Origin of the sequence: Aquabacter sp. (genome assembly GCF_965279295.1) — a bacterium.
Taxonomy (GTDB): Bacteria; Pseudomonadota; Alphaproteobacteria; order Rhizobiales; family Xanthobacteraceae; genus Aquabacter.
On sequence record NZ_CBDIHQ010000011.1, the window covers coordinates 204,226 to 216,659 of the forward strand.

11 protein-coding genes are annotated in these 12,434 nt (G+C 63.2%); all 11 read right to left on the reverse strand.

The window, feature by feature from the left end; translation table 11 throughout:
- Positions 1-90: 90 nt before the first annotated feature.
- Complete coding sequence (locus tag ADADO0_RS05355) at positions 91-366, reverse strand: hypothetical protein (RefSeq protein WP_511304068.1); 276 nt, start codon at positions 364-366, stop codon at positions 91-93.
- On the reverse strand, positions 363-1,220 hold the full coding sequence (locus tag ADADO0_RS05360) for a hypothetical protein (protein WP_511304069.1): 858 nt from the start codon (positions 1,218-1,220) through the stop codon (positions 363-365). Before ADADO0_RS05360 ends, ADADO0_RS05355 begins: the two co-directional genes overlap by 4 nt.
- Complete coding sequence (locus ADADO0_RS05365) at positions 1,217-2,347, reverse strand: hypothetical protein (RefSeq protein ID WP_511304070.1); 1,131 nt, start codon at positions 2,345-2,347, stop codon at positions 1,217-1,219. The genes ADADO0_RS05360 and ADADO0_RS05365 overlap by 4 nt, the downstream gene beginning before the upstream one ends.
- 69 nt (positions 2,348-2,416) lie before the next feature.
- On the reverse strand, positions 2,417-2,746 hold the full coding sequence (locus ADADO0_RS05370) for a hypothetical protein (RefSeq protein ID WP_511304071.1): 330 nt from the start codon (positions 2,744-2,746) through the stop codon (positions 2,417-2,419).
- 74 nt (positions 2,747-2,820) lie between these two features.
- Positions 2,821-6,504 carry a host specificity factor TipJ family phage tail protein gene (locus ADADO0_RS05375; RefSeq protein WP_511304072.1) on the reverse strand — a complete coding sequence of 1,228 codons (3,684 nt, stop codon included), beginning with the start codon at positions 6,502-6,504 and terminating at the stop codon, positions 2,821-2,823.
- The gene (locus tag ADADO0_RS05380) at positions 6,504-6,938 is read right to left on the reverse strand and encodes a hypothetical protein (RefSeq protein ID WP_511304073.1); all 435 of its coding nucleotides are present in this window, start codon (positions 6,936-6,938) and stop codon (positions 6,504-6,506) included. The genes ADADO0_RS05375 and ADADO0_RS05380 overlap by 1 nt, the downstream gene beginning before the upstream one ends.
- A complete protein-coding gene (locus ADADO0_RS05385; protein WP_511304074.1) occupies positions 6,935-7,468 on the reverse strand; it encodes a DUF1833 family protein in 534 nt (177 codons plus the stop codon). Before ADADO0_RS05385 ends, ADADO0_RS05380 begins: the two co-directional genes overlap by 4 nt.
- A gap of 12 nt (positions 7,469-7,480) precedes the next feature.
- Entirely contained in the window at positions 7,481-7,789 is a 309-nt protein-coding gene (locus tag ADADO0_RS05390; protein ID WP_511304075.1) for a hypothetical protein, read from the reverse strand.
- The gene (locus ADADO0_RS05395; RefSeq protein WP_511304076.1) at positions 7,786-9,522 is read right to left on the reverse strand and encodes a phage head spike fiber domain-containing protein; all 1,737 of its coding nucleotides are present in this window, start codon (positions 9,520-9,522) and stop codon (positions 7,786-7,788) included. The genes ADADO0_RS05390 and ADADO0_RS05395 overlap by 4 nt, the downstream gene beginning before the upstream one ends.
- 179 nt (positions 9,523-9,701) lie before the next feature.
- Positions 9,702-12,119 carry a phage tail tape measure C-terminal domain-containing protein gene (locus ADADO0_RS05400; RefSeq protein WP_511304077.1) on the reverse strand — a complete coding sequence of 806 codons (2,418 nt, stop codon included), beginning with the start codon at positions 12,117-12,119 and terminating at the stop codon, positions 9,702-9,704.
- 3 nt (positions 12,120-12,122) lie between these two features.
- Positions 12,123-12,425 (reverse strand): phage tail assembly chaperone, encoded by a 303-nt coding sequence (locus ADADO0_RS05405; RefSeq protein ID WP_511304078.1) that lies wholly within the window; start codon positions 12,423-12,425, stop codon positions 12,123-12,125.
- Positions 12,426-12,434 lie beyond the last annotated feature (9 nt).

The window sequence follows — 12,434 nt, forward strand, 5'->3', positions numbered from 1 at the left end:
GATAGGTGTGGGACGGCTTGGCGGCTGACCGACAGCAACCGCAGTCGCTGGGCTCGGGCTGGGCGTTGCCCTGACAGCCGCCCAGCCCGTCTACGGAAAGGCCGGCGGGATAAGGTCCGGCGGAATGGCTGACACCAGGGCCGCCCTTTCCGCCGAAGTCAGCAGTCCGTCGTACTCGCCTTGACTGAGGCTGATTCCGCACCCGCCGGGCGTGTCCGGGATGCAGAGCGCGCACCGGCCATCCACCAAATCGAGCCAACCCCAGAGGGTGGTGCCGCCTGGACCGGGGATGCCAGGAAGAACGTCAGCGGCCACGCGAGAGCGGGCCTGCGCCGCGGTGGCGCTCGCGAGGATCAGGTATTTCATAGATGTGCGATCCCACGGGCTGCCGCGATCTTGCGGCCGATACCGTCCAGTTCGGCCGTGGTGGCCACGCGAGACAGGGTGACGAGGCTGCCCATGTAGCCCTGCACACCGTTGGCGATGGGCGAACCGCGCATAATGACGGGGGCGCCCATGATGGTTTGCGTTGTGCCGGCGGTGCCTGTCGTCCATGTGCCGCTGACGCCAATGGCGGAGGCTGCGCCGTTGAGCACTCCGCCGATGACGTAGGCCGAGCCATCTACAAGGGCCGCGCCGGACTGAAGAAGCGTGCCGGAATAGATGCTCGCGCGTCCGTTGGTCTCGATGCGCAGCAGCGTAATGCCGGGCGAGCCTGCCTGCCCTCGGATGATCTCTTGCGGATTCGCCAGCGTGTAGTCGGCGCAGAGGATGTCCGACACGAACGAGAGCGGCGTCACCGTCGTGGTCGGCCACACCGAGCCAAACCCGTGGACCTGGTCCGGCGAGAACCAAGCCGGCAGGCCGCCATACATATCCATGACGCCGGCATTAACGAGCCGAGGCTGGTCGGCGACCGTTGCCTGCCCCGCCCAATAGTTGGTTGAGATGCCGGTCTGGTCCCACCACCTCGTGCCGAACGCCCCGCCGCCGCCGACCCATGCCAGCACCGCTTCGACGTTTAAGCGGCCCGTCGAGGGCACAGCGTAGAAGTCCTGCGTGGCGTTGTCGGATGTGCGGCGGAGGGTGATGAGCGGGCCGCTGTAACCGGGAATGAGGGTTTGAAAACCCAGCGCGGAGATAACGCCGGAGATCCCGTCGAGCGCGAAGGGGTAAGCGGGGAACCTGCCGCGCGGCGCTCGGCCCATGAGCATCGTCATGCGATGGCGCCACCGATGCACCACGCCGCAGCCGCACCGCCGACGTTGCTGTCCGTCTCAAAAAGGACGGAAGCACCCTGCGCGGCGATGGCTGTGCCAGTCGGGAATTCGCGCTTGGTAGCGCCAGATGCGGCAACCCAAGTGACAGGACCGCCAATGCGGCGCCCGGAGCAGTAGAACCCTGCGGAGAAACTTGCCGGCAGCGTCACCACGCAGCCGCTTGCGTGGGTGAAGCGTAGCGTCTTGCCGGCGTCGCTGGCCTGAAGGGTGTAGGTGGTGGTCGTTACGTCGACGGGCGGTGCTATGACGGCGTTATAAATGTTCTGAACTGTCGCCCTGTCGTTGGCCGCATTGCCCGCCGACGTAGACGCTGACGAGGCGTAACCGCTGGCCTCGCCGGCCTTCGTGGTGGCTGTCCCGGCAGCGGTCGTGGCGGTCGTGGTGGCGGTGTCTACTTGCCCTTTGGCGGTGTCCACGGCGGCCTTGGCGGTTGCGACCGCCGTTCGGTCACTGGCAACCGCCACCCTGTCAGCCGCCGTTGCAGCGGCGTCCTGGGCGGCGCTTAACGCGGCAGCTTCAGCAGCGGCACGGTCGGAGGCGGCGTCGGAGCCGTCCACCCACAACACCCAGACGCTGCCCTCGGTGCCGGGCTCGGTGTCCGTGGCGTCCGGCGTCCACCACAGGGAGTTGTCGTGGCTGACGATAGCACGCGACTGGTAGGCTCCGGCAGCCCACTCCCCTGCCCAGAGACCAATGGGCGGGCCTTGGATGCCGGGGATCTGCACCACGCCAGTGCTCGGCATGGAAAGCTCGCCGAGTCCGTCCACATGGATGTTGCCGGCGGAGATCTTGCGGCGGCCGGCCTCGTCGGTGGCATATATGTCGTAGGAGGACAGGGTGCCGAGCGGCAGTGCATCCGCGTCGCCCCGGTCATAGGCCCAGGTGACGATCGACGCGCCGTCGTCGTACGCGATGGATAGACCGCCGACCTCGACATTGTCCGCGGCCAGAGTGCCGCCACGCCACGCCACCTCCAGTTCGAGAAACGCACCTCGCAGGTCTTCGTCGGGGAAGCGCCAGCCGATGGCCGGCGCGCTGGTGTTATGGGCGAGCGAAAGGGTGGCCATAGGAGGGGCTCCAGGCAAAGAAAAGCCGCCCGGAGGCGGCCTATGAGGTGTGGTGGTGAGCGCGGCTGGTTAGGCAGTCACGGTCACTGTTAAGCGCGCCGGGACGTATGGCGCGGGAGGCTTGAGGTGATAGACTGTGACGCCTGCCTCCAACGGCCCGTGCAGCAGCCGTCCCGCTACCACCCATGGAGGCCCGCCGTAGACATGAACCTTAGTGCCGGCGGGCAGCGGCGGCGTCACCGGTACAGGCTCGCTCCCCACACCCAACGTCACATCGAGGACGTTCAACCGAGGCCGCTCGCGCACCTCCCGAAGGTCGCCATCGACGTGGATGTAATGAACGGTGTCGTCCAGGCCGTCTGCGAGGAGCACCGCCTGCCCGTCGCGCGCTTGTCGCATGGCCTGTTCAGGCGTTGATGCGAACCCAGTCGAAACGATGACGCCTGTTTCGACCTCGTAAACGGCAAAGCTGCTCATCTTCGAAACTCGCTTGTTTTCAAGTAGGAGAAGTAGGCGGACGACTTCAGGCCAATCCCCGGCGTTGCAAACGGGTTGGTTACGAAAGTCGAGCCTCCATAGTAGATCGTCGCGTTATTGACTTTCAGGACATAGTCATACGTTCCGGCAGCTAGCGATGATGTGTCGGAGAATGGAAGGGCCAGATTTCCCACCCTGCCTTTCAGCCATATTGTTCCAGCCGAACCGATAGGGGTGTCGAATTGGATGTCGACGTCCCTGGTCAATACGTTGGTGACGCTTCCTCCTGGGTTTATCCTATCGACGACAACTTGCAGCGTGCCAGACAGAAGGTATGAACCCGAGTAGGTGGCAGGATACTCAAACGCGCTCAAGGTAAAGCCTGCCATTAGATCGAGCGCGGTACTGGTTCCGCCGGCTCCGGCAACGCGATCGATTGTGTTTGTACGGATCGGGTTGGAGTTGATCGGCGATGATGTGTAGGAGACGATGTAATTCGTCGCGGCCGCCAGCGCCAAACTGTCGAATGTTACACCGCCGATAGCGATCTTGTTGGTCGTGATCGCGTTCGCAGAGATCTCGTTGGCAGTAACCGCCCCAGCGGCCAACTTGGCCGTCGTAATGGCGCCGGAAGAGATCTCGTTGGCGGTGATGGCGCCTGCCGCCATCTTCGCCGTCGTGATTGCACCGGAGGCAATCTCGTTGGTCGTGACTGCACCAGCGGCCAGTTTGGCTGTGGTGATGGTGCCCGTCGCAATCAGGCCGCCCTTCAGGTAGAGCGTGCCGCTGACGTTGTCGAAAACGGCGAACTCGGCGCCGGTCGGCGACCTAAAGACGAACTTGTCGGACGAAGCGGAGATATAGCCGCCGCTCGGCGTCGACACGAGATTGAGGCCGGTGTCCTTGGACCCCGACCGAACCTGCATCTTCCATATGGCCGTGACGCCGGGAGGTGCGGTGACGGACCCGAAGTTCACAACCGCCGACGAGTCGTCGGACAGCGCCTCTAGCGCCGCGACGGTCGCAAGCTGGTCGTCCCAAAGCCCGGCGAGATCGACGTCGAAGTTGTCTTCGGTGACGACGACCTTGGCGTAGCTGATCGTCGGCGCATCAATGTCGATGACGCTCCAGGCGCCTTGCCCGGAGCCCACCGCGGACACCCGCAGCTTCATGGCGCGGGGCTCGACCACCACCGAGAGCGACGGCGAGTACATCTGGCCTAGAGCCAGCCACGTCGCCGCGCCGTCGTAGGACACCTGCGCGATGTAATGGAGCGCACCAGAGGCCGGCTGCCACGAGGCGGACAGCACCGGCTCGAGCACGTTTTGCTCGAGGGTTGCCACCAACCCACCGACTAACGGCGTCTTGGCGATGGTGAGCGTGGGAGGTGCAGGCGCAGCAGGCGCGGAGCCGCTGTCGTCGTGGACTTCCTGGCGGTCGACCACCAGTTCAAGCGTCACCTGGTCGCCGTCAGGCGAGCCGGACAGCACGATGCACCGCTGCTGCCACGTCGTGCCCAGCCCGAACGCGAAGGATGGTGGCAAGCCTCCGTCGTGGCGCGTGAGCACGTCGGCGAGGACGATGCCCTGCTGACCTTCAATGAGCGTCAGGTCGGTGCCGTTGAGCACGGCGATGGAGGCATCGGCGCCGCGCGAAACCTTGACCGGGCCAAACGGCTTTCCAGTCGGCGTGCGCAGCACAACGTACGACTGGCCGGCCTCCCATGTCGGAGCGGGCTCGAGCGTCAGGCTGGTGCCGGAGCGGGCCACCACCTCACCGGAGGCGCCCCATTCCTGGGGAATCTCCGACTGGAGGGTGATGACCGACCCGACCGACAACAGCCGGCCGTCGTGCTCGGTGGTGATGGTGGGCCGGATGCGCCGATAGGCGTTCTGCAGCCAAAGGAACTTGGCTTCCCGATATGCCTGGGCGCGCTGCACGAGGCCGGGAATCTGTACCCGGGTCGCGAACTGCGGCGAGACGCCTTCAGGGACTTGGACCTCTTGCGGGGACCACGTTTCCTCGTCGAGGTATTCGACGATGACAGCGTCGGACGAATCGGCCGACTGAAGCTGGTAGTCGACCGTGAAGCTGCCGCGCACGATCTCCTGATCGGTGATGAAGAACTGCGGCAGCGTCTGCCACTCGTCGCGCACCACAGACAGGATGTCGCCCTGCCATCGGTGCTTGCTGCGCACCGTTGCGAGGGCGGTGTCGATCGCGTCCGTGGCGGGCACCACGGAGCGGAACTCGTAGTCGAACTTGTCGCCGCGGGTGTTGGCCTTGGTGGCCAGCGCCGACAGCGCCTGCGTATCGATTTTCGCCAGCGGACGCCGGCAGCCGTAATCGGTGTTCGTGGCGATATCCAACATCGCCCACGCGGGATTGCGGGTTGCCGCGTCCACCCAGGCCGAGCCGTTCCACGTCGGGATAATCCGCGTGTCGATGGCCCCAAACTTGCCGGACGACGCCTGCGTCAGCTGCGCCGTCGACTTCATTCGGATGGCGGTGACGGTGAGGCCGGGGAACGCCTGCGTGCCGGTCAGATAAGACCGAAGGCCGGCCCAGTTGACCTGATCGATGGCGTCGGCATGCGGGCCTAGATCGCGCTTGAGGCGAACCTCGTAGCGGCCCGGCGCGACGGCGGTCTTGACCGAGACGCGGATCGGCTTGGTGCTGCTGCCGTGGATGTCTTTCTGGAAAAGCTGCGTCCACGCTCCGGTGGGCACGCCTACTGAGTTGACCGGCCTGTACTGAGCAGTGATGGCGCAAAGCCAGACGGTGATACCCGAGGATCCCCGCAGGCCGAGGCCCTGGCCGAGCACCACGTCGATGGCGATCGCGTTGGCCGTCGTGCCACTGGCGTTGGCGATGTAGCCGCCGACATAGGCCGTGGTGTCGGGCAGTTCCTGACCGGACACCTCGACGGACGTGGCGACGTTGAGCGGGAACAACGTGATGTTGTCGCCCGGCTGCGCGAACTGGAACTCGACGTCCGAGAAGCTGCTGGAAAGGCCGGTGGTGCTGTCCCAGAGAACAGTGTCCTCGATGAGGATCTGCTCGCGCTGGTACTTGCCGAGGCCGTGGACGAGAAGCAGGTTGAGATACTGGTCGTCGCCGATAAACTCGGACCACGGCACTGCCGCATAGTCCAAGTAGGACTTTGTGCGCCCGTAGCGAACCGGGATGACGTCCAGCGGCCGGGCAGAGTTGCTCTGCGCGCCGAACTGGTAAAGCGTCGGCTGCTTCGTATCGACAGCCGAGGAGGCCGCACCAGCGCCCAGAACGGTATTGAGAAGGAAGGCGCCGCCGGCAAGAACAGCCGTGCTGACCACGGTGCCAAGGAAGCCGCCGATGGCAGTGCCGATGCCGGGAGCGAGCAGCGAAAGGGCGATGATACCCACGAGGCCGATGATGCTTTTGGTGCTGCTTCCGCCGCCCTGCCCACCTCCACCGCCGCCTCGCGGCTTGCTGATGAAGCGGACCTCATCGCCCTTCTTGATCCGGGTCTTGCGCCAGTCGGCGCGCATGAGGGGACGGCCGTTGAACTCGCAGATCGTCGGGAGATTGGTGGTGTTCCAGCCGTTTCGGCGGATGAAGCTCGCGACGGTTTCGCGGGCATAGCTGTTCGCCTCCGCGACCTGGTGGCCGGGGAGCGCGACATGAACGACGTGAGGCATCAGCCCCCCTGAACGTGCTCGTAAAAGTGGAGGGCTCGCCAGCCTCGGACGCGCAGGAATGAGGTCGTGTCGAAGACGACGCCGGACACCTGATCGACGTGCATGACCAGCCCCTCAGGGGCGAGCCAGATGCCGATGTGCGCAGGACTTGAGGAGCGAGCCATGAGGACGCCAGCGCCGTCTTGAGCGGTGACGATGCCGTGCGGACACTGGACTTCCGCCCAATGATCGCGGTCGGGGTGGGCGCGGAATGCGTCTAGCATCCAGCGCCAAGACGGCTCGGGAGGCACGTCGACATGAGACAGATGCCGACCCCAGAGTCGGGCTTGCGCCTCGACGAACAAGCCCCAGCACGAATACGCGTCGGGGCCTTCGCCCTGCGCGTACCAGGGCTTGCCGAGGCGCGAATACAGGTAGGCTTCGCGTTCGGTCACGCGACGAGCGCCGGGAACTCTGCGCGGGTGTAGACCCTGCGCGGAAACTTGGTGTTCGCCAAGTCTGCGAGTTTCGCAGTTCCTTCGACCCGCGAGCCTGTAATGCGCGTGTTGCGCACGATGAACTCGACCGGACCATAACAAGGCGCCGAGACATCGTCGCTGCGATACTCACGGTAGAGCAGCGTGAGGTCGGCGCGCACCGTAATCGCGTCGTTTAGATACGGCATCAACTGCCGGCCAACGCCGTCGAACGTGACCTTGCACTCGGGCACTTTCCCCTGTTCGAAGTCGGGTCGGGTGCTCTCGAAGGTCATTGCAGAGAAGGTCTGCATGGTGCTGGGATTGAAGGTGGCGCCGGCCTCAATACCGAGGGAGCGGTCGACAGCGTCGAGCACAAACCGGAGGGCGATAGGCGAGCCTGCCTCTAGAAAGGCCGGATGCTGCAGTTCGACCGTCAAGAACGTCATGACGTCGATCGGGCAAGCGGCCTCAGCCTCCGCCCAAGCGGAGGTCCAAGGATCTGCCATATAAGGGGTGCCTCAGAAGAAGGTGTGAGCCGGGGTGCTGGGTGCGACCATGAATGGCCACAGGGGCTCGGGAGCGCCGCCTGAGAGCAGGCGAACGTCAACGTGGTAGCCGGGGGCGAGCACGGGCGGGGTGCTTATGCCGGCTATAGGGTCGAAGGTTCCGGGCGTGGCGACGACAGGGATGCCAGCGGCGCCATCCCAGCCGTCGCCCCTTGGGAAGGCGAGAAGATCGCCCTCCCTGCCGCGTGTAGGCCAGCCCAGAATCAAAAAGGCCGCCTCGTAGGCGGCCTCATCGGCAAAGCGCAGTCGGATGTCGATCATGCGCCGAGCCCCTGCAGTTGCGCGTCCGAAACATCACGAGGGAGGAAAACAACTTCGCGGATATGTCCGTCGAAATAGCTGTCCATCTGCCCTATCGTTAATCTGACGTAGTCGCGCAGCGCATTAGATGTGGAAGCCATTAAGCTGCCATTGTAAGCCATCGTCTGCGTTGCTGCCGTCCACCTAAGGGCGGCTCGCCAGATCTCGCTGGCTGCCGGGCTGGTTGATGTGAAACCAAACGTCACGCCAGTCGAATCGACGCGGCCGCCGGAATACACGCAACCTGTCAGGTGATATCGGTAAATTCCGATAATGTTGTCTCCTGTTCCAAGCATCGAGACAGCGCCTGGGTACTCTTCAAACGACGGAATAGGAGCGTACCTCTGCGCAGCCTTCACCATTACAGTGCCTTTGCCGGTAATGAACGAAGCAGGCAGGTAGTAGAGAAGCTGGTCAAGCGAGCGGCTAGCAATAGTCCCTGTTGTGCGGATAACTGAGGTGGGGCGTCCCTTCTGCTCGACTTGCGGCATAGCGAAGAAGAACGTCCAGTCGATTGGACCGGCATTCATGTAGATGAGATAGTATCCCATCGTGATTCCGGCGGCAGTGGGTTGATTGACCGTTCTCGTTACATCAAATCTTTGCACCGTACTGCTTACAGCCGAGAGCCTGTCCGGACTGCTCTGGACAAGCCACGTCCCTCCGCTGTTTACCTCAGAGATAACTTGAAGGATGGCTGTAACGTTGGTCTTCGTTCCGGCTACATGTGCCAGATAGCTCGATGCAGTGAATGTCTGCCCAATAGTAGCCGCTACCGTCGTATCAAATGAAACATAATAAAAATCGGCAGCGGCCAATGTACCATAAACGCGGATATAGGTTCCCTCCATTCCGCGATAGGTACCGTAACTTACTTGCCTGTTGAGCCCTGAGCCAGACGTCGAAGCCTGCCAATTTGTTGGCAAAACACCAGGCGTCCCTCCGGTTCCGCCAACGCCGACACTATTACGAGTTAAATTGGTGCTTGCGCTCTCGCTGAGGTATCCAAGCGGCGCCAATGTAATCGGGTCGTAGTCATACCGCAGGACGTTGGCGCCGACGGTCTCCATCACCCCCGACGCATTGATGCGCGTCGCAGACGAACCTCGAGTGAACGTCGAGCCGGTGGACACAGGCCCGAGATACTGGGCGGACGGCGCCGCTGGCGCCTTGACCATCATCGCATCGTTGATGAGATCGAACACGCCGCCGGCCGGCTCGGTCACGCCCATCTTGGCACGCAACGAGCGCATCATGTTGTTGGGCATCACCAGATCGACGGGTGTGCACCAAGGGCCCGCGATGCCGCTCACTGTTTGGCGAGCGCGCACCGGGTAAGTGCCGTCCTCCAGATAGGGCGCGGGAACTGCCCAGGTACCGCTGCCGGTGGCCGTGGTGCTGCGGATGATTAAGCCGAAGTCCACCTCGACAAGCGCCGAGGCCGTCGACGTACCAATGATATAAGGCTCCACGGCCGTGATAACCGGCATGGCCGGCACCAGCGACGCGGGGAACACGTCCAGCGTCATGCTGACGGTGACGTAGCCACCACCAGCGCCGGCATACTTCGGTGCGCCGCCTGCGATCTGTACGAGGCGGACCTCGTAGACGGATCCGTAAAGGCAGACCGGCATGTAGAACCGCGCAGCACCGCGGTTGAGCGTGATGCGGAAGAACGGATCAAGGACGGCCATCTCGGTCGGGCTCAGATCCTGAGCCCAAGCGAAGGTGGCAACTGCGTCACCCGGGCGGGTGCGATTGCGAGGAGAGCCGCCGTCCATGTCGGTGGACAGCGGCGCGCGAAACGGGGAGCCAGACCAAGGATCCGTCGCAGGCCGGTAGCTGACAGCTAGCGGCCACGAGGCAATCGCCACTACCGCATGGCCCTCTTGAGCCCGTAGCCGCCCTGAAGCGTCTTGGCGAGGGAGCCGTTGCTCTCGACATCCCTCTTCAGCGCGCTGACAACTTGCTTCATGATGATATCCAAGCTGATGCTGCCGTCCGGATTCTGCTTCTGCTGCACCTCGGCGGTGCTGCCCGGCAGTGCGTGGACGTTGACGTTGATGTTGGCGGGCGCGTTCATTCGCGCGCCCATGGCTTTCATCTGGCCGGCGGTGAAGACGCCTTCGTCTTCTTTGATGATGGCGGGCTTCTCGCCTGCCGAGAGCAGGTCGAGCGGGTCATGTCCGGAGTGAAGCTTTGGCGCTCCGACGAACACGGAACTAGGCACAAGGCGGTTGTAATTCGGCTCGGTGCCGACACCGCCGCTGTGATAGATGCCGCCAAGCGCGGCGCTAACCCCGCCGAAGCTTGATAGGCCGCCACCTGCGCCACCGCCGAACGAGCCCATAAGCCCACTCAGCAGGCCGCCAACGCCGCCCGCACCTCCCTGCCCGCCTAGGCCGAAGATGCCTGCAATGGCCTGCTTCGCTGCGACCCTCGCCATGTCGGCGATCATCGAGTTGGCAAGGTCTTGGAAGTTGAGTTTGCCCGTGGTGACGAATTCCACGAAGGCGTCTTCCATGCCCTTAAACAGGCCCTGGGTTATCTGAGCCGTCTGCTCTGCCAGGGTGCCGACGCTCTTGGTGTATTCGGCAATGCCAAGCTCAATACCGTCGTAGGGATTGCTTGATTTGCTGAGCGTCTTGAGACGGTCGGAGACCTGCTTCTCGGACATCTCCTCCTTGGCCTTTGCGGCCGCACGAGCGTAGGTGTCCTGAGAGATGGCTCCCTGTTCGAGGAGGTCGTTCAGCTTCTTGATCTGGTCGGCGTAAGCTTCAGCAGAGTTGCGGGTGTCATCCCACACCCGCTGCGCCTCGCGTTTCAGATCTCGCTCGGCCTTCTTGGCATCGCGCTCGCCTTCCTGAGACCGCTTCTCAGCGTCCCTGGCGGCTTTTTCCTTCTCGAAGTTCTCCTGGGCCAGCCTGTAGGCTTCGCGCCGCTGGTCCATCGTGGCGCCGGAGCCAAGACGGTCCAGAGTGCGCCCGATGGCCTGTGCCTGGTCGTCTCCAATCCGCGCACCGTCGCGTTTCAGATCCTCGATAAGCTTCGCTGCAGAGGCGATGTCTTTGGCGCTATCGGCCAGCTTGAGAATGGTGAGGTCGGCATCGGTTGCCGTTCCCGCCAGAACGCGTAGCTGCGCCTCCAACTTCCGCACGCCATCGGCGGCTTCGGTCATAGACTTGTTGGCATCGCCGGAGCCGCGCGCCATATCCAGCAGCTTGGCCGCAGCGTCCTGTAGAGCCGGGTTTGCCTGCCCAATGCGGCCGATTGCGTCGACCAACTTGTTGATGTCGTCGGTGGTCTTGCCGCTGGACTCGAACGCCTCGAGCGGCGATGCGAAGGCTGCGTATTCCTTACGGGCCTTGAAGTTGTATTTGTCCCCGAGGTTTGGGTCGGACTGCAGAAAATACTGGCCCGCGCCGCCGCTGAACGCACCGCCCTCAAGGAAGCGTTTGGACAGATCGTCCATCTGCTTCTTCATGTCCGCGAGTGCTTTGGTGGTTTCCACCACCGTCGCGGCGCGTGATGCGTTCTGCCAACGATTGGCCGCGCCGGCCACGTTGTCGTAAGAGCCCTCGACAATCTTGAGCAGACGCTCCTGCTCTTTTAGGCCGTCCTCTACCGACTTGCTGTCGCCCTGGATCGCCGAATAGGCGTAGGTGGCGCCGATATAGAGAGCAGTGAAACCCGCCAGCACGAGCATCGTGGGGTTGACCATCGACGCAAGGGCGGTGCCAAGGCCGGTGAAGATCGAGGTTAGCCCCCGATTCCCCATCAGGTTGCTGATCTGGCTGCCCTGCTGGATCATGACCGTGAACGGGTTCTGGCCGCCGGCAAGCGAAACGCCGATGTCTTGAATCTGGGCGTTTAGGTTGGATACCTCGTGCGACGCCATCTTGATGTTGTCGTTCGAGCCCCTTGGCATAATCGACGGAACAGTCGACGGCGTGTCGAGGTATTTGCTCTTGAGCAAATCCAGAGCGCGGGCATACTCGGTGGCGTCAATCTTTCCCTGTTCAAGGGCGCGATCCAGAACACCTTGCCCGCGTGCGAACTGCTGTTGGCCGCGGTAGGTCTCATCAATCGATTTCAACAGTCGGTCATACGCCGCTGCCGCAGAAATCTGGCGCTTGGCCGTCGTATCTGTGCTTTTGGAGGCAGTCTCGCCACTCTTGGCGACGTTATCCTGCGCGTCGGCGACCTTGTTGAGGTCCGCGGCAACCTTGTCCATACCCTCGGAGCGGCCGCGGGAGACAAGCTCCTTCACGACCTGCATCTTCTGCGCCATAGATTATTTCCGGGGTTTGTTGACGTGGCCCACGAAAGCGCGATCCATCGCCATCACGAGGTGACGCAAGCGATCGAAGCTATCGAGGTCATCCACCCGGTAACGGGCGGCATAAGCGTCGATGGAGCGGAAGGGGATGCGCCCAACTGAAAAGCCGGTGGGGCGGTCGGTCGACAACGACCAGAAGGCTTCCCAGATGAAGCCGAGATGCGAGGCGAGTTGCGGCCGCGCTTTGAGCGCCTTGGGCGCCACACCTGTCTCGGCCTCGATGCCCTCAAGAAATTCGAGTTTGTCGCCCCACTCCAATTGCCAGAG